Source organism: Micromonospora globosa (genome assembly GCF_000717585.1).
Classification (GTDB): domain Bacteria; phylum Actinomycetota; class Actinomycetes; order Mycobacteriales; family Micromonosporaceae; genus Micromonospora; species Micromonospora aurantiaca.
Genome location: NZ_JNZR01000058.1, coordinates 1 through 17,473, shown reverse-complemented (window position 1 = coordinate 17,473; position 17,473 = coordinate 1). Strand labels below are relative to the sequence as shown.

General features: G+C 72.8%; 11 protein-coding genes. 2 read left to right on the top strand and 9 right to left on the bottom strand.

From position 1 onward, the window contains the following. Both IF06_RS0131070 and IF06_RS0131065 read right to left on the bottom strand, forming a co-directional pair. Positions 1–1,266: N-acetylmuramoyl-L-alanine amidase (locus tag IF06_RS0131070; RefSeq protein WP_198039705.1), on the bottom strand; the 1,266-nt coding region annotated here is incomplete at its 3' end. A gap of 20 nt (positions 1,267–1,286) precedes the next feature. Then, positions 1,287–2,735, bottom strand: a complete 1,449-nt coding sequence (locus IF06_RS0131065) for an FG-GAP repeat domain-containing protein (protein WP_030275305.1) — start codon at positions 2,733–2,735, stop codon at positions 1,287–1,289. A gap of 241 nt (positions 2,736–2,976) precedes the next feature. Between IF06_RS0131065 and IF06_RS0131060 the strand changes: the two genes are divergently transcribed. Then, positions 2,977–4,041 (top strand): LacI family DNA-binding transcriptional regulator, encoded by a 1,065-nt coding sequence (locus tag IF06_RS0131060; RefSeq protein ID WP_030275303.1) that lies wholly within the window; start codon positions 2,977–2,979, stop codon positions 4,039–4,041. On the opposite strand, the gene IF06_RS0131055 is transcribed toward IF06_RS0131060, so the two are convergent. From IF06_RS0131055 to IF06_RS33765, 7 genes are read right to left on the bottom strand one after another with little or no spacing between them, the layout of a single operon-like run. Then, entirely contained in the window at positions 4,031–5,665 is a 1,635-nt protein-coding gene (locus IF06_RS0131055; protein WP_030275301.1) for a fucose isomerase, read from the bottom strand. The two genes, IF06_RS0131060 and IF06_RS0131055, sit on opposite strands and share 11 nt — an antisense overlap. Further along, complete coding sequence (locus IF06_RS0131050) at positions 5,662–7,215, bottom strand: FGGY-family carbohydrate kinase (protein WP_030275300.1); 1,554 nt, start codon at positions 7,213–7,215, stop codon at positions 5,662–5,664. The genes IF06_RS0131055 and IF06_RS0131050 overlap by 4 nt, the downstream gene beginning before the upstream one ends. A gap of 14 nt (positions 7,216–7,229) precedes the next feature. Beyond that, a complete protein-coding gene (locus tag IF06_RS0131045; protein ID WP_030275298.1) occupies positions 7,230–8,222 on the bottom strand; it encodes a substrate-binding domain-containing protein in 993 nt (330 codons plus the stop codon). 25 nt (positions 8,223–8,247) lie between these two features. After that, on the bottom strand, positions 8,248–9,342 hold the full coding sequence (locus tag IF06_RS0131040) for an ABC transporter permease (RefSeq protein WP_030275295.1): 1,095 nt from the start codon (positions 9,340–9,342) through the stop codon (positions 8,248–8,250). Continuing rightward, the gene (locus IF06_RS0131035) at positions 9,339–10,952 is read right to left on the bottom strand and encodes a sugar ABC transporter ATP-binding protein (RefSeq protein WP_030275293.1); all 1,614 of its coding nucleotides are present in this window, start codon (positions 10,950–10,952) and stop codon (positions 9,339–9,341) included. Before IF06_RS0131035 ends, IF06_RS0131040 begins: the two co-directional genes overlap by 4 nt. Further along, on the bottom strand, positions 10,949–13,072 hold the full coding sequence (locus IF06_RS0131030) for a family 43 glycosylhydrolase (RefSeq protein WP_030275291.1): 2,124 nt from the start codon (positions 13,070–13,072) through the stop codon (positions 10,949–10,951). The genes IF06_RS0131035 and IF06_RS0131030 overlap by 4 nt, the downstream gene beginning before the upstream one ends. Next, positions 13,072–16,356 carry a DUF2961 domain-containing protein gene (locus tag IF06_RS33765; protein WP_157551562.1) on the bottom strand — a complete coding sequence of 1,095 codons (3,285 nt, stop codon included), beginning with the start codon at positions 16,354–16,356 and terminating at the stop codon, positions 13,072–13,074. The genes IF06_RS0131030 and IF06_RS33765 overlap by 1 nt, the downstream gene beginning before the upstream one ends. A gap of 397 nt (positions 16,357–16,753) precedes the next feature. On the opposite strand from IF06_RS33765, the gene IF06_RS0131015 reads away from it, so the two are divergent. After that, on the top strand, positions 16,754–17,473 hold a 720-nt coding region (locus IF06_RS0131015; protein ID WP_157551560.1), incomplete at its 3' end, for a M23 family metallopeptidase.

Genomic DNA, 17,473 nt, shown 5'->3' with positions numbered 1-17,473 from the left:
CCAGTCGTGCCACTTCACCGACGTCCCCGCGAACGACGAACCCGTCGACGTGGCCACATACGCGTCGGCCAGCGCACCGTGGGTGAACGCGACCACGTCATCCCGGCCGTCACCGGTGAAATCCGTCGGCGAACCACCGAAATAGCGGGCGGTCGGGCCCCCGCCACCCTGGTTCACCAGCGAGAGGTAGTAGTTCCAGTTCCAGTTCGGTCCCGGGTCGGTGTGGTCGTTGCCCGGGATCTCGTTGTGCCCCTTGATGCCGGTGCGGTTCTTCGGGATGCCGTACTTGTCGCACAGATAACGGGTCAGCGCGGCCGACGAACGGTACATCGCGTCGGTGAACCAGGCCGGGTTGTCCACGTACCCCTCGTGCTCGATGCCGACGCCGTACGCGTTGCCCGACCGGGCGTGGTAAGCGGTGTCGCCCTCGCGGACCATCTGGGTGATCTCACCGTTGCTGGACTTCACCACGTAGTGGGCGCTGACCCCGGCCGACGGGTTCTGGAACCAGCTGATGGTACCGGCGTACGAACCCTGGGTGACGTGGAGAATCACCGTGGTGATCCGGCTGGGCCGCCCCACGCCGTAGTTCGCTCCGTTCGCGGCGACCCACCGCGCCGGCGGGTACTCGGGCACGGCGGCGGCGAGCGTACGGGACGCGGTGCCGGCGGGCGCCACGGCGGCGTAGCGACCCCGCTCCGGCTCGACCCGGTGCGCCCGGACCGGCACCGCGCCCGGAATGCCCTGCTGCACCAGCTCGTAGATCCCGTCCGCGTACAGCCGGGCGGTGGCGTCGTCGGCCGCGCCGCCGTACCGCGCCACCACCGGGTACCAGGCGGTCACCCGGTCCCGGTCGCGCGCGGTCAGCCCCTCGGCGTCGGCCAGCTCGCGCAGCACTGCCGCGCCACCGCGGATGTTCGCCGGCGTGGCGGTCTTCAGGCGCGCGACCGGCTCGCCGGTCAACTTCGCCGCCCGTTCCAGGCTGTGCTGGGCGGGGTTGCTCACCAGGTGCATCACCCCGTAGCCGTTCGCCTGGCTCGGCTTGCCGCCGTGCGCGTCGAGGCGGGACTCGCCGTAGCCGACCGCGACGAGTACGTCCCGGGGTACGTCGTACTCCTGCGCCGCCCGCACGAACGCGGCGTCCAGCGCGGTCCGGCCCGGCGGCGTCGCGGACGCCGGCGCGGGCTGCACCGCGATCCCGCCGGCGAGCGCCGCGGCCAGCAGGGCGACGCCGGTGCGCCGCCGTCTCCGTCGTGTTCCGGCCACGGGGGCCTCCCATCCTGGGGTCACAGCGTCACCTCACCGGTGAGCCCGAAGTAGTCGTGCCACTTGCTGCTGGCACCGAAGGTGGTGCCGGTGGACAGGGCGACGTAGACGTCGTTCGTGGCGCCCTTGGTGAAGACGATGAGGTCGTCCTTGCCGTCGCCGTTCGCGTCGCCCAGGTAGGGGAACTCGCCCGGCAGGCAGAAGAAGTCGTGCCACTTGACGGTGGTGCCGGCGAAGCCGGTGCCGGTGGAGGTGGCGACGTAGACGTCGGCGTCGGCATTGCAGGTGAACGTGACGACGTCGTCTTTGCCGTCGCCGTTGACGTCCCCCACCCGTGGCTGCTCGGCACCCACGGCGAACAGGTCGTGCCACTTCTGCGGCGCCCCGAACGACGTGCCGGTGGACAGCGCCACGATCACGTCCGCCGCTGACGCGGGGCCCTGGGTGAAGGTGATGATGTCGTCGCGGCCGTCGCCGTTGACGTCGCCCAGCGCGGGGAACTCCCCGGCGATGGAGAAGTAGTCGTGCCACTTGACCGCCGTGCCCGAGAACGACGACCCGGTTGACAACGCCACGTAGACGTCCGCCGTCGCGTTGTGCGTGAACGCGACGATGTCGTCCCTGCCGTCGCCGTTGACGTCACCGACGGCGGCGATCTCCGCGCCGGGGGCGAACCAGTCGTGCCACCGGCCCGGCGACGCGAACGCCGACCCGTTCGACAGCGCCACGTACACGTCGCCGGTGTTGCCGTGCGCGAACGTGACGATGTCGTCGCGGCCGTCACCGTTGACGTCGCCCGTCGACGCGGTCTCCCCGCCGATGGAGAAGAAGTCGTTCCACTTCACCGACGTTCCGGCGAAGCCGGTTCCGGTCGACGTGCTCGCGTACACGTCGGCGGAGGCGTTCTGGGTGAAGGTGAGGATGTCGTCGCGGCCGTCACCGTTCACGTCCGTCGACGAGCCGCCGGCCATGCCGTGGGTACGCGCCGCCTGGTTGAGCAGCGTGCGCGCGGTCCCCGCCACCTGGTCGTACCGGTCGGGGAAGCCCGATCGCTGGACGCACTGGGCGACCTGGCCCGCCGTGTAGCCGGGATTGTTGCGGTCGCAGGTGATCGCACGCGTGACGTACTGCGTGGTGGCGTAGACCGGGTCCATGATCTGCTCCGGCGTGCCCCAGCCGTAGTCCCAGCGCTGCTGGAACACGCCCAGGCTGGACTTGTCGCCGCAGGGCAGGTTGTTCATGTGGGACTCGACCCAGCCCGCCTCGAAGGTGGAGAGCATGACCTTGTCGTTGACGTTGTACGACCGGGCCACCCGGTAGACGATCACGGTGACGGCGGGGTCGTGGGTGGCCGGGACGGACGGGCAGGCGAGCGTGCCGATCGGTACGGCGGCGGCCGGCGCGCCGGCCGCGCCGGCCGCCGTGACGGTGCAGAGCGCGACAAGCATCGCCAGCAGATTTCGTCTCACCGTGCTCCTCGGGGGTGGGGGTGACCAGCGGCACCGGACGAGAAATCGATTGCCGACGAGTCTCGTAGTCACCCACATCGATGTCAATAGCGGCGGCGGGACGCGATCGACCCGGTCGGAAATCGATTGCTGGACGGGTATAGGATTCCGTGCGATCTCCCGCGGTGGCGGTCTCACTCCGGTACGTCACCATCCGACGGGGGCCGGGCCGGAGCGCCCGGGCGACGACGACGGGAGCGCGATGACGACCATCTACGACGTGGCGCGTCGCGCGGGAGTGTCGCCGGCGACCGTCTCCCGCGTCCTCAACGGGCGTGCCTCGGTCGACCCGGACATGGCCGCCCGGGTACGGCAGGCCGCGCAGGACCTCGACTACCGCCCGAACGCCGTCGCGCGCAGCCTGCGCCGCAGCCGGACCAGCCTCTGGGCGGTCATCATCTCCGACATCGGGAACCCGTTCTTCACCTCGATGGTGCGCGGTGTCGAGGACGTCGCGCAGGAGGCCGGCTTCTCGGTCGTGCTCTGCAACGGCGACGAGGATCCGGAGAAGGAGGCCCGCTACGTGGCGGCGGCCCTGGCCGAGCGGATGGCCGGGGTGATCATCTCCTCGTCCGGGCGGCCGGCCCTGATCAGCCGCCTGGTGCAGGCCCGCATCCCGGTCGTGGCGATCGACAGGCAACCACGCGGCGTCGAGGTGGACACCGTGCTGGTGGACAACACCCACGGCGCCGAGCAGGCGACCGCCCATCTGGTGGGCAGCGGCTACCGGCGGATCGCCTGCATCACCGGCCCACGCCGGATCTCCACCGCCATGCAGCGGCTGCGGGGCTACCAGCGGGCGCTGAAGGCGAGCGGACGCCAGACCACCGAGGACCTGATCCGGTACGCGGACTTCCGCGAGGAGGGCGGCTACCGCGCGATGGCCTCCCTGCTGGAGACCGCCGAGCCGCCGGACGCGGTGTTCGCGGCGAACAACCTGATGACTGTGGGCGCCCTCGAGTGCCTCGTGGACAACGGCATCGGCGTGCCCGACCCGTTCGGCATCGTCGGGTTCGACGACATCCCCTGGGCGCACCTGGTCCGGCCCTCGCTGAGCACCGTCGCGCAGCCCACCTACGACCTGGGGCGCACCGCGGCCACGCTGCTGGTCGAGCGGATCGCCGACCCGGCCAAGGCACCCTCGACAGTGGTGCTCCACACCGAGCTGCGGGTACGCGAGAGCTCGGCGCCGTCGGCCGGCCGCCAGGGCCCCGCGGCGGGCCGTACCCGGTCACGCGGCACTGCCGCCGGCTCGCTCAGATCGTGACCTCCCCGCACAGGTGCACCCGTACGCCCAGCTCGGCGAAGAGGGCGGCCTTGACCCGTAGCGCGCGGTCGGCGGTGTCGGCGTCGGGCGCGTAGACCACGTTGACGTGGTTGGCCTTGTGCCGGGCCATCAACTGGTCGCGGCCCACGCCGTGCAGCACGGCGTGCATGATCGGCCACTGCGGTGTGGTGGCGTCCAGCCGCCGCCGGGTCTCCGCCTCGGGCAGCTCCACCACCGTGCCGCGCCCGAGGTCGACGTGCAGGCCGCCGTCCATCACGAACACCCGCGACCAGACGATCTCCCCCGGCTTCGACACGCCGCTGAGCGTGCCGCCGCCGAGCGGGAAGTACATCGGTGGCTGACGCATGCTGTACGACCTGTCGTAGCCCCCGTTGTGCGACGCGGGCACCGAACCGGAGATCTCGAAGACCCAGACGAAGTGCTCGCCGTACTGCTGTCCCCAGCGGATGTCGTGCAGCGTCGTCGCCGGGTCCAGGCCCATCGCGGTCCAGATCCGGTTGGTGACCAGCGAGTCCACCGCGACGCCCTCGTCCACCTCGTTGAAGTGAGGCAGCGCGACGCCCGGGTACAGCTCCCGGGAGCCGTCCCGGCTGGTCACCGGGGGGCGTTCGACGTTGTTCAGCAGCCCCTCGGCCAGGTCGCTGGCCGGCACGGTGTCCTTGAGCCCCTGCTGGTACTGGATCCCGACGGCGTCCAGGCCGAAGTCGTCGGCGATGCGCAGCGCGGCGACGTACATGCGGCACTGGCTGAGCAGTTGGGCGTACGTCAGCTCGGTGGCCTCGTCGGTGCCGGTGTGGAACGTCATCCCGGCCGCCTCCAGCCAGGCCAGCACCGCCCGCGCCTCGGTGTCGGGCACCCGCGCCATCTCCGCCACCAGCGCGCTCTGCGACAGGCGTTCCTTGAAGACGCCGAGCGGGTTGAGCAGCTCGTCGTCGATGATGGCGTTGTACATGCCCATGCAGCCCTCGTCGAAGACGCCGATGACGGCCCGCTCGGAGACGAGCTGCCGGGCCAGCGCCACGCCGAGTTCGACCTCCTCGTCCGGCCGCAGCACCGGCAGCGGGCGTACGTGGCTCTCGTCGTGCGTCACCCGGCCGGTCTCCAGCCACTTCTTCAGCCCGTCGCGCGCCCACTCGTCGGTGAAGTCCTCGCTCCACAGCGTCGAGTACCGCACGCCCGCCTTGGTGAGGCTGCCGGCGAGGTTGAGCAGGCCCACCAGACCGGGGTACTCGCCGCTCCAGTTCGCCACCAGCAGGATCGGCCCGCGGTGGGCGCGCAGCCCGGCCAGCACGTGGTGGCTGTACTGCCAGACCGCCTCCACCACGACGAGCGGCACGTCGGCCGGAATGCTCCGGAAGACCTCGATCCCGGCGCGCTGGCTGTCGATGAAGCCGTGTCCTTTGCCCGGGTCGACGTCGTGACCGCGCCGGACGTGCCAGCCGAGCGCGGTGACCGCGGTGGTGAGGTCGGCTTCGAGCTGCCGCTGGGTGGGCCAGCAGGTGACGTTCGCGCTCAGCCGCAGGTCACCGCTGGCGACTGTGTAGACGGTGCGGGGCGGGGCGGCCGGGCGCTCGACCGGCACGGGCAGTGTGTAACGGGTCACGGGGCAGCTCCCTCGGCGGGCGGACGGTGGGTGGAGCGGAACGCGCCCGGCAGGCGTTCCTGCCGGGCCGCAAGGGCGTGGACCACAGATCGGCTACCGGCGTACAGCTCGCGGTAGAGCCGGTACAGCTCGTCGTAGTCGGCGGCGGGTTCGGGTCGTGGCCGCCGCACCCCGGCGATCGGGTTCCACGTCTCGATCGAGACGTCCACCACGGTCCGGGCGGCCAGGAAGGCGCCGCCGTAGCTGGCGCCGATGGTCTGCGCCGGAATCTGCTGTTCCCGGCCGGTGATGTCGGAGACGATCTGGGTCCAGAGCCCGCCCCGGGTGCCGCCGCCGACCGCGACGATCCGGCGGATGTCGCCGCCGGCCGCCTCGATCGTCTCGATGTTGTGCCGTACCGCCAGCCCGGTCGCCTCCAGCGCCGCCCGGTAGATGTCGCCGGGGCCGTGCGAGAGGGTGAGACCGGCGATCAGGCCGCGGGCCCGGGGATCGAGGATCGGCGTGCGTTCCCCGGCGAAGAACGGCAGCATCAGCAACCCGCGGGCACCGGCGCCGGAGCGTTCGGCGAGGCGGAGCAGCTCGGTGTGGTCGGTGCCCGCCACCAGGTCGCGTAGCCAGCCGGTGATCGCGCCGGAGGTCGCCATCCCGCCGGCCAGGTTGCGGGTGCCCGGCAGCGCGCCGACGGTGCCCCACAGCGACGGGCTGGTCAGCCGGTGCGGCACGGTGTGCACGAGGAACATGGTGGTGCCGTACATGAGCATCAGGTCGCCCACGCCCTGCGCACCCACGCTCAACGCCTCCGACCAGGCGTCAATCGTGCCCGCCACCACCGGAACGCCCTCCGGCAGGCCGGTCTCGGCGGCGGCCCCGGCCGTCACCTCACCGGCCACGTCGCCGGGCCAGCACAGTGGCGGAAGCTCCAGTCCGGGTGCGAACGGGTCGATCCACGGCCGGTACCAGTCCTGGGCCTCGGTGTCGTAGAACGGCGTGCACTGGCTTGCCGAGTGGTGATCGAGCAGGTAGCGACCGGTGAGCCGGTAGGCCAGCCACGAACTGGGCATGAACAGCCGGCGGGCACGGGCGAACAGTTCCGGTTCGGTGTCGGCCACCCACGCGATCTTCGGGCCCGCCGCCTGGCTGGACAACGCCGACCCGCACCGCTGGATGATCTCGTCGGCGCCGAACCGCTCGTTCATCCGCTCGATCTGCTCCCCGGCGCGGGTATCCACGCCGTAGAGGACGGCCGGGCGCAGCGGAGTGCCGCCGGCGTCGGTGAGCAGCACGCACGGACCCATGCCGCTCACCCCGACCGCGCACACCCGGACGTCACCCGGAGCCAGCAGATCCCGGCTGAGGGCGACGAACTCCCGCCACCAGATCCGGCCGTCCATCTCGACCCGGCCAGGGCCGGGCCGGTCGACCCGGTGCTCCAGGACCCGGGCCCGGACCAACCGCCCGTCGGGGTCGACGAGAACCCCCTTGCTGCTCGACGTGCCAATGTCCACGCCGAGCACCACCGGCGCCGCCCGCCGCACGCTCGCGCTGCGCATCCCGGCCCCCGCGCTCAGAGGCCACCGAGCTTCGCGTACGCCTCGGCGGCGTTCTCCCTGGTGATCCGCATGGTGCCCAGCGTGGTGGTACGCGGGACGTCCTCGGCGCAGTCGACGAGGATCTTCCGGGCCAGCTCGACCGCCTCCCGGCCGCCGGTGGCGTACTGGAACGTGGCGGCGAGGCGGCCCTGCTCGACGGCCTTGATCCCGCCGGAGGGCACCGGCAGCGCGTCGATGCCGGTGAACTTGATCCGCTGCGCCTTGCCCGCCGACTTCGCGGCGAGGTAGGCGCCCTCGGCCATCGGGTCGTTGTGCGCGTAGATCGCGGACACGTCCGGGTGAGCCTTGATCAGCGCGTCCGCCACCGACTGTCCCTTCTCCCGCAGCCAGTCGCCGGGCTGGGAGGCGACGATCTGGATCTTCGGGTTGGCGGCGATGCCGTCGCGGAAGCCCTGCGCGCGCTCGGCGGCGGGGGTCGAGCCGGGCAGCCCGGCGATCTCGATCACCTTGCCGCCGTCGGGCAGCAGCGTCGTGGCGTAGAACTCGCCGGCCGCCTTGCCGATCGCCACGTTGTCGCCACCGATGAACGCGGTGTACGCCTCCCCCTCGACCTTGCGGTCCAGCACGATCACCGGCACGCCCTGGTCGTACGCCTTCTTCACCACGGCGGTCAGCGGCTTGGCCTCGTTCGGCGAGACGATCAGCAGGTCGATCTTCTGGGTGAGGAAGTTCTCCACGTCGGCGACCTGCTTGCTGTTGTCCTGCGCGGCGTCGGAGACCACGACGCGGAAGCCGGGCACCGACTTCGCCGCCGTCTGCACGTCGTTGTTCATCACCTGCCGGTACGGCTCGGCGTTGTTGGCCTGGGACATGCCGATCAGGAAGTCCTTGCCGGCGCCGCAGGCACGGGCCTGCCCGGCGTCGTCGGACGGCTTCTCGACGCTGCACCCCGTCGCCGCCAGCGCGCCGGTGACCAGCAGCGCGAGCAGTGTGGTTCGCTTGTCCATCGGTGGCTCCTCGGAGTCGGTTCGGTCAGGCGATGCCGCGGCGCAGCTTCTGCAGCGCCGCCGCGAGCACGATCACCAGTCCTTTGATCAGCAGCTGGACGTTGGCGTCGATGTTGTTGAGCGCGAGGATGTTGTTGAGGATGCCGAGCAGCAGCGCGCCGGCCAGGGTGCCGCCCATCGAGCCGGAGCCGCCGGCCAGGCTGGTGCCGCCGATGACGACAGCGGCGATCGCGTCCAGCTCGTATCCGGCGCCGTCGTTCGGGCTGCCCTGGTTGAGCTGTCCCGCGTGCACCACTCCGGCCACCGCCGCCAGGAGGCCGGCGACGGCGAACACGGCGACCTTGACCCGCGTCACCGGCACACCGGAGAGCCGGGCCGCCTTCTCGTTGCCGCCGATCGCGTAGACGTGCCGGGCGAACGCCGTCGTCCGCAGCACCACCACAGCGGCCACCCCGATCAGGACGAACAGCACCGCCGGCACCGGGAGCACGCCGTTCATCGAGCCGTTCAGCAGTTCGAAGGCGGGCGGCGCCTCCTGGGGTCCGTCGCCGTAGGCGATCGGGATGCCGAGGCCGCCGGACCAGATCCGGGCGATGCCCCGGGCGACCTGGAGACCGGCCAGTGTCACGATGAACGACTGGATGCCGAGGCGGGCCACGGCGTACCCCTGGAGCGCGCCGAACAGCACGCCGATCGCGAGCACGGCGGCGACGGCGGGCAGGATGCCGAGTCCGGAGTCGACCATGAGCGTCGCGGTGCCGACGGCCGACAGGCCGAGGATCGCCCCGACCGACAGGTCGATGCCGCCCAGCAGGACGACGAACGTCATCCCGATCGCGATGATGCCGATCTCCGACACCGCGCGGACGATGTTCCCCAGGTTGCCGGCGGTGAGGAAGAGGACCTCGCCGTCGCGGCGCGGTGAGGCGAGGATCGCCACGACGAAGATCACGAGCAGCGCGAAGAGACTCTGCACCGCGAAGAGCCGGTCGGCGAGTTCCCGGCGGCTGCGCGGCCGACGCAGCCAGTGGGCCGTCGCGCCGCGCAGTCCGGCCGTACCGGCGGCGGGCGGCGCCCCGGTCACGGCCGGCTCGGGCGGCGGCACTCGGGTGTCGGTCATCGGTCGTCCCTTCCGGCGGCCGGGCCGCCCATCGCCGCCGCGAGGATGTCCTCGCCGGTGCAGCCGCCGGTGGCGAGGTCGGCCACGGCCCGGCCGCGGCGCAGCACCACCACCCGGTCGCAGACGCCGAGCAGCTCGGGCAGTTCCGAGGAGGCGAGCAGGATGCCCATGCCGTCGCCGGCGAGCCGGCGCAGCAGCCGGTAGATCTCCGCCTTCGCCCCGATGTCGACGCCGCGGGTCGGCTCGTCCAGCAGGAGCAGCCGCGGCTCGGTGAGCAGGTGCCGGGCGAAGACCACCTTCTGCTGGTTGCCGCCGGAGAGCGCGCCGACCGGCGTGGCCGCCGACACCGTCTTGATCGCCAGGTCGGTGACCGACCGCGCGACGGCCGCCCGTTCCCGGCGTCGGCTGACGATCCCGGCCGTGGTCAGCCTGGACAGGGCGGCCAGCACGATGCTCCGGCCGACCGGGTGGTCCAGGACGAGCGCGGAGCGGCGCCGGTCCTCCGGGACGAAGCCGACGCCGGCCCGCAGTGCCGCGCGGGGGCGGCGCGGCGCGTACGGGCGACCGGCCAGCAGCACCGCGCCGGTGCGGCGACCCGCGGACCCGGCGCCGAACAGGGTCTCCAGCAGTTCGGTACGTCCGGCGCCCATCAGCCCGGCCAGGCCGACGATCTCGCCGGCCCGCACGGTCAGGCTGACGCCGTCCGGCTCGCAGCGGCCGAGCCGGGGCGTCCGGGGCCGCACGGCCAGGTCGGTGACACGCAGCAACGGGCCGCCGCCGGCCGATCCGGGCAGCGGGCCGGGAGCGCCGGCCGTGTCCGCCGGGGCGGGCTCGAACAGCGACGCGGCCCGGCCGCCGACCATCATCGCCACGATCCGCCGCCGGTCCATCCGGCCGGCCGGTACGACACCGGCGACGGAACCGTTGCGCAGCACCGTCGCGCGGTCCGCGACGACCTCGATCTCCTCCATCCGGTGGGAGATGTAGACGACGCCGACGCCCCGGCGGCGCAGGCCGCCGATTGTGGTGAACAGCCGCCGTACCTCCCCGTCGGCGAGCGCGGCCGTCGGCTCGTCCATGACGAGTACGCGGGCGTCCAGGGCGAGCGCCTTGGCGATCTCGACGAGTTGCTGCTCGCCGACGCGCAGCGAGCCCACCGGGCGGCGCGGGTCGATGTCTGCGCCGAGCCGGTCCAGGTGCTCGCGCGCGGTGCGGCCCGCGGCCCGCCGGTCGACTGTGCGCAGCCGGGTCCGGGGCTCCCGCCCGAGCACGAGGTTGTCGGCCACCGAGAGGGCGGGCACCAGGTCGAGTTCCTGGTGGATGGTCGCGATCCCGGCGGCCTGGGCGGCGGCCGGGCCGGTGAACCGTACCGGCGTCCCGTCGACTGCGACTTCTCCGTCGTAGTCGGTGATCACGCCGGAGAGGATGTTGATCAGGGTGGACTTGCCCGCGCCGTTCTCGCCCAGCAGCGCGTGCACCTCGCCCGCCCGTACGTCGAAGTCGACGCCGTCGAGGGCCGTCACGCCGCCGAACCGCTTGGCCACTCCGGTTGCCGCGACCACCACCCGGCCGCTCGGGCCGGGCGCGTCGCGGGTGTCCACGCCGGTCACGGGATCGCGTTGATCGCGGTGTGCGCGGCGTCGGCGAACTGCACGTCCCGCCGGACCCCGCTCGCGGTCAGACGCCAGGTGCCGCCCGCGTACTGGCCCGGCGCCCAGGACAGGCCGCCGGAGCGCCACAGCGGCTGCCAGGCCGCCATCGCGTGGCCGGCGTCGTACCAGGTGTTGTCGCCGCGCCAGGCCGACCCCCACCGGTGCGCCGCGACCACCGAGAGCCCGTCGCCGGTGCTCATCGTCCAGCGGGGCATGCCGGTGACGTCACCTGTCGGCCGCGCCTCCACCGCCGGGTCGCCGACCAGCGGCGACGCGCCGTCGATGTTGAACGCCACCTCCCACACCGCGGCGGTCGGCCACCCGTTCACCGACCAGGTGACGTCGCTCTGCAACCCGGGGCCGGTCCACCGGGGCGTCACGGTGAGCAGCCAGTCGGCGGTGACCGGCTCGTCGCCGAACGGGATGCCGACCAGGTTGATCCGGGAGCCGTCGGCGGACACGTCGACCCGGTCCGGCGCCCCGGCCCGGTCGGTCACGTCGAACCGGCCGACGGCGAGGTACGGCCCGGTGCCCCGGTGCGACGAGTCGAGCGCGGGACGGTGATTGCCGGCCCCGGCCGGGTCGACGGCCAGCTCGGCGATCCGGGCGCTGGGCCAGGTGCGCACGTCGGCGCGCAGGAAACCGGTGGTCACCGTCCAGCCGCGCGCCACCACGCCGGTCGACCAGGTCAGCGGCGCCAGCCAGAGCCCGCCCTGACCCCAGCCGGCGTGGGTCAGGTACCAGTTCGAGCCGTCCACCACGACCTCGGCGGCGTGCGCGTCCAGCACCGTCACCTTCTCCGCGCCGTCGAAGCGCAGCGGGTCGCGGCTGCGGTAGACGGCCGTGCGCCGGTACGCGGCGCCGTAGTCGGTGCCGTCGCAGCAGACGAACAGGTACCACCACTCCCCCCGGCGCACCACGAACGGCGACTCCGTCTGCCCGCCCGCCCGGCCGGTGTGCGGCGAGGTGTACGCGATCGCGCGGCCGCTCCACGAGCGCAGGTCGGTGCTGGTCCGGTACGCCACGACATGGTTGCCGCCGGACGGGCTCGACGTGGCCGTGTAGTACATGACCCAGCGGTCGCCGACCCGGGTCACCATCGGGTCGCGGCCCTCCCACCCGTCGATGAACAGCGGGTTGGCGGAGCTTCGGGTCCAGGTGAACAGGTCGGTCGAGGTGGCCAGGTGCATGCGGTACCGGGCGTAGTCCGGGTTACCGGCCGCGTAGAACATGTGGTAGACGCCGTTGTGGTGGACGACGTGCGGGGCCCAGATCCACTGCTCCCCGGCCCCGGGGTCGGCGGCCAGCGCCACCGGCCGTTTCGTCCACGGGCCGGTCGGGGTGGGCGCGGTGGCGTGCCCGAAGACCTTCTCGTCCTGCGGCGCACCGGGTTCGGCGTGGGTGATGCCGAACAGGTGCCACACGCCGGTCTGCTCGTGCCGCACCAGCGTGTGGTCGTTGTAGTACCAGGTCGTCGACTCCCCGGCGCTCGGGTCGTAGACGCGTGTGGACGCGCCCCGCGCCGGTGTCTCACCGAGCGTCTCGTACGGCGTGGTGGTGACCGCCGCGAGCGGGCCGACGCGACGCAGCGTCACCGTGTCCAGCCCGGCGAAGAAGCCGGTGGAGGACGCGGACCGGCCGGTCACCGTGACGGTGAGGCGGTGGGTGCCGGCCGTCAGCGACACCGAGCCCAGCGGCACCGCCCCGGTGCGCTGCACCGCGCCCGCGTACCCGTCGAAGAGCTGGCCGACCGCCACCCCGTCGACGGCGAAGCGCAGCGTGCCGTAGTCGCCGGCCCGGGTGAGGACCGCGCCGAGGTCGTACTGCCCGGCCGGCACCGACGGCAGCGCGAGCGTCACCGCGTCACCGGCGCGGGCGCCCCGGAACCACAGTTGCCGTCCGCCGGACCAGCTCACCCCGCAGCAGTCGGCCTGCGCGCCGACCGGCGCGGTGGCGGAGACGACGGCGAGCGACTCGGCCTCGAACCGGACCGGGTCGTCGGCCGCTGCCGGTCCGGCCGGGACCGCCACCAGGGCCACCCCGAGCAGGAGCGCCGCGAGGGCACGCCGGGCGCGCATCACGACACGCTCGGGCGGGGCAGGTCGGTGCCGGGGGCGAACCGGTCGTGCCAGCGGTTGCCCGGTGGCCCGAATCCACCGCCGGTGGAGAGCGAGACGAACACGTCGGCGGTCAGGCCCCTGGTGAACGCGACCACGTCGGCCCGGCCGTCGCCGTTGAAGTCCCCCACCCCGGGCAGCTCGTCGCCGAAGGCGAAGTGGTCGTGCCACTTCCAGGAGTTCTGCACGAAGCGGCCCCCGTCGGAGAGCGACACGAACACGTCGCCGGTCGTACCCCTGGTGAACGTCACGATGTCGTCCCGCCCGTCCCCGTCCACGTCGCCCACCGCCGGCAGCTCGTCGCCGGTGGCGAAGCTGTCGTGCCACTTCCAGCCGTCCTCCACGAAGCGGGTGCCGTCGGAGAGCGACACGAACACGTCGCCGGTCGTACCCCTGGTGAACGTCACGATGTCGTCCCGCCCGTCCCCGTCCACGTCGCCCACCGCCGGGAACTCGTCGCCGAGCGCGAAGTGGTCGTGCCACTTGACGCCGGGCCCGAAGCCGGAGCCGGTGGAGAGCGCCACGTAGACGTCGGCGGCGGCGCCGCGGGTGAAGGTGATGATGTCGGCGCGGCCGTCGCCGTTGACGTCGCCGACCGCCGGGATCTCGGCGCCGACGGCGAAGAAGTCGTGCCACTTGACGCCCGCGGAGTAGCCGGAGCCGGTGGAGAGCCCGACGTAGACGTCGGCGCTGTCGCCACGGGTGAACGTGATGACGTCCGCGCGGCCGTCGCCGTTGACGTCGCCGGTGAGCGGCACCTCCGCGCCGATCGCGAAGAAGTCGTTCCAGGGCCGGCTGTCCGGCACGAACCGGGTGCCGTCGGAGAGCGACGTGAACACGTCGGCGCCGGCGCCGCGGGTGAAGTCGACGGCGTCGTCGCGGCGGTCGCCGTCGGCGTCGCTGGTGTTGCGGGTACGGGTGGTGGCCGACACCTCGGCCGAGGGCGCGGCGGCGTTGCCCGACCCGTCGACAGCAACGACCCGGTAGTAGCGGGTCTGCGCGGCCGGCAGCGGACCGTGCCGGAACGTGGTGGCACGTGTGGTGCCGACCAGGTTGGCGGCGGTGATCGCCACCCCCGGGTTCCGGGACGCGTAGACGCGGTAGGAGACCACGCCGACGTCGTCGGCGGAGGGGGACCAGGTCAGGCCCAGCGCGTGCACGCGCCCGCCGGCCAGGGCGAGACCGGCGACCGGGGCCGGGGCGACGGTGTCGGTGAACGGCGCGATCATGCTGTCGGCCAGGTATCGGGCGGCGGTCCAGGCCGGCGCGCCGCTCGCCGGGGTGAGCTGGACGGTCACCGCCGAGCGGCCCGCCGTCAGCGCCGCGGGCAGCACGAACTCGTCGGCCAGCCAGCGCTGCCTGTCGTTGCCCAGCGGCTGGAGCCACACCCCGGCCGGTGTGCCGTCCACCGACACGGCCGCCTGCTGGTAGCCACCGGCCTGGTCACCGTGGCGGCGCAGCCGTACCCCCTGGTTGGCCGGGTCGATCGCCAGCCGGAAGCGGACCGGGGCGGTGGTGGCGCGGACCTGGCCGGTCTGCGGGACGTTGTCGTCGTCGCCCTCGAAGGCGGCGGTGAGCGCGGTCTGGGTCGCCGCGGAGTCGGTGTACGCGTGCGCGGCGCGGCTGGCGGCGTCGCCGGTGACGACGGCGTCGGTCCGGCGCGTGGTGACGGTGCGCTGGGTGTAGAGGAACGCGGTCGAGGCGTACTCGGCGGGCATGTCGTTCGCCGGTCCGTGCTCGATGCCGAAGCGCAGCGCGGTGCCGTACGCCACCGCGTCGCCGATCATGAGCCGGTAGGCGGCGTCGCACTCGTCGGCGCATCCGCCGCCGCGGACCAGGTGGGCGGTGTTGCCGGTGAAGACGCCGCTGTACGCGCCGCGGTTGAAGTACCAGCCCGACTCGTAGAAGTCCTCGGTGCCGGTGCCGTAGATCTGCGGCGTGGGCGAGCCGTCGACGTGCACCCGCTCGTCGCCCTCCAGGTAGTTGCGGGTGTTGCCGCCGATGATGTGGCCGCGCATGGTCTGCGAGACGCCGACGAACCGGCCCCGCCCGGACTGGTCGGCGATGATCCAGTCGGTGCCGCCGACCGTCTCGGCGCGGCGTGACTGGGTGGTGAAGGAGCCGGCGTTGCCGTCGGCGGCGAGCCGGGACGTCCACTCGGTGCCGGGCGCCGACGTCACCTCGACCTCGACGCCGCCGACTGTGGCGCCTGTCGTGTTGACGAGCGTCAGTGCGGCGGCGGTGCGGAACGGCATCGGCCACCATGCGCTGTACCAGCCGCCGGGCGCGGAGTCCATGGCGAACATCAGCGACCGGACGCTGTGCTCGCCCAGCCCGGCACCGAAGAACTCGCCGACCGGGCTGTCCACTGTCGTACGTCCGTCGAACGTCATACGCAGCCGCAGCCCGGCGAGCGTCGGCGCCCCGGCCGCGGCGTCCGGTACGCGCAGCCGCAGCGCGGTGATCGCGCGTGGCCCGGTCAGGGCGGCCAGTGACACCTGCCCCTGCGCCGGGGCGGTGACGGTGGCGCGCGTGGTGGAGGCGCCGGCCTGGGCGGGCTTCGGGTCGCGGGTGCCGGCGGCGCGCAGCAGCGTGACCACGTCGGTGGCCGGGTCGGCCGGATCGAACCGGGGCACCCCTGCCGCGTCGGCGAAGGTCCGGTAGGTGACGTGGTGGAACAGCGGGTTGTTCTGGGTGGTGATCCGCATGGACTCCCGGTAGGGCATGGGCACCTTGACGGTGACGCCGCCGGACGTCTGGTCGGCGTTGCTCACGAGCGGCGCGACGAACGGGCTGCCGAGCCGCCCGTCCACCAGATCCTGGAGGTCGGCCTGGACGACCACGACGCCGTCGAGTTCGACGCGGATCCAGCCGGTGGCGCGGACGTTGCCGTCGTCGCGGGTGAACCAGATCGACTGCACCTCGCCCGGACCGCGTGCCTCGGCGATCACACATCCCCCACTCCGACGCAGACACGACCAGGTGCCGACGAAGCCGTCGTCGTTGGAGCCGTCGCGGCCGAAGCTGGAGAACTGGTGGGTACGGGTGCCGGCGGCCAGCTCCGGCAGGCGGTCGAGCCGGCGGTAGGCGTCCCAGCCGATCGGTCCCTTGTCGTCGGCGACGGCGAGAGCGGGAGCGGGCGCCGACGTGGCGGCCGGCGCGGCGGCGGACGAGGTCGCGGGCACGGCAACGGCCAGCAGCGCGGCTGCTGCGGCGCCGGCCCAACGGCCGATGCGAAGCCTCATCGGTGTCCCTTCCGAGCGGCCGTAGGAGCCATGAGAAATCGATTGCTGGCGAGTTAACTTCGATACTTCCACGGTTGTCAATACTTCGCGCCCGGCTTTCCCTCCAGGGCAGGAATCTTCGCGGCGGGTCGGCCTGCACGCCGCGCAGCCAGGCCGGGCGGAAGCGACGCTGAAGGAAGTTTTCCGCCGGCACTCACCACCCCGTCGGGTATTGACAGGCTCCGAAGTCTGCGGTTTCACTTCTCCTCAGCGCCACCGTCCCGCCGATCGGGACGCCAGCCGCCCCTCTCTCCGACGCGAACTGTCAGGGCCCGCCCATCGGCGACACCGGCCCCTGGCTCGACACGCCCACGCGCCGCTCCGACAGTGCATCCCTCTTCCGACGAGGAGTCACCGCATGCCCAGATTCCCGACGAGTCCCGCCCGGCGGGCCCTCGTCGCGCTGCTCACCCTGGCCGCGGCCACCCTCACCGCGGTGACGGTCGCCCCGTCACCGGCACTCGCCGCGCCCACCTTCAAGGCACCGTTCCCCTGCGGGCAGCGGTGGACGTACAGCCACCACAGCGCCGAGGTGCGGCAGGCGCTGGACTTCGTCCGCGCCGACGGCGGTGTCACAGGCGGTACGCCCCAGGTGGCGTCCGCCGCCGGAGTGGCCCGGCGCTACTCGCAGCCCAGCGGCGCCGGCAACTACATCGTCATCGACCACGGCGGCGGGTGGACCACCTACTACTTCCACCTCAGCGCCTACTCGGTGCCCGACGGCGCCTACGTGCAGCAGGGGCAGCAGATCGGGATCACCGGCAGCACCGGCAACTCCTCCGGCGCGCACGTGCACTACGAGCAGCTCTACAACGGCGTCGGCCAGGTCATCTCGATCAACGGCGTCTCGCTCGCGCCGTATCCCGGCCAGTACAACCAGCGGTTCCTGGTCAGCGACAACTGCGGCACGCCACCGCCGCCGCCCGCGCCCCGCTATTTCGGTGGTTCGCCGACGGATTTCACCGGTGACGGCCGGGACGACGTGGTCGCGTTCACCCACGGTGCGCTGGCCGACGCGTATGTGGCCACGTCGACGGGTTCGTCGTTCGCGGGGACGTCGGTGAAGTGGCACGACTGG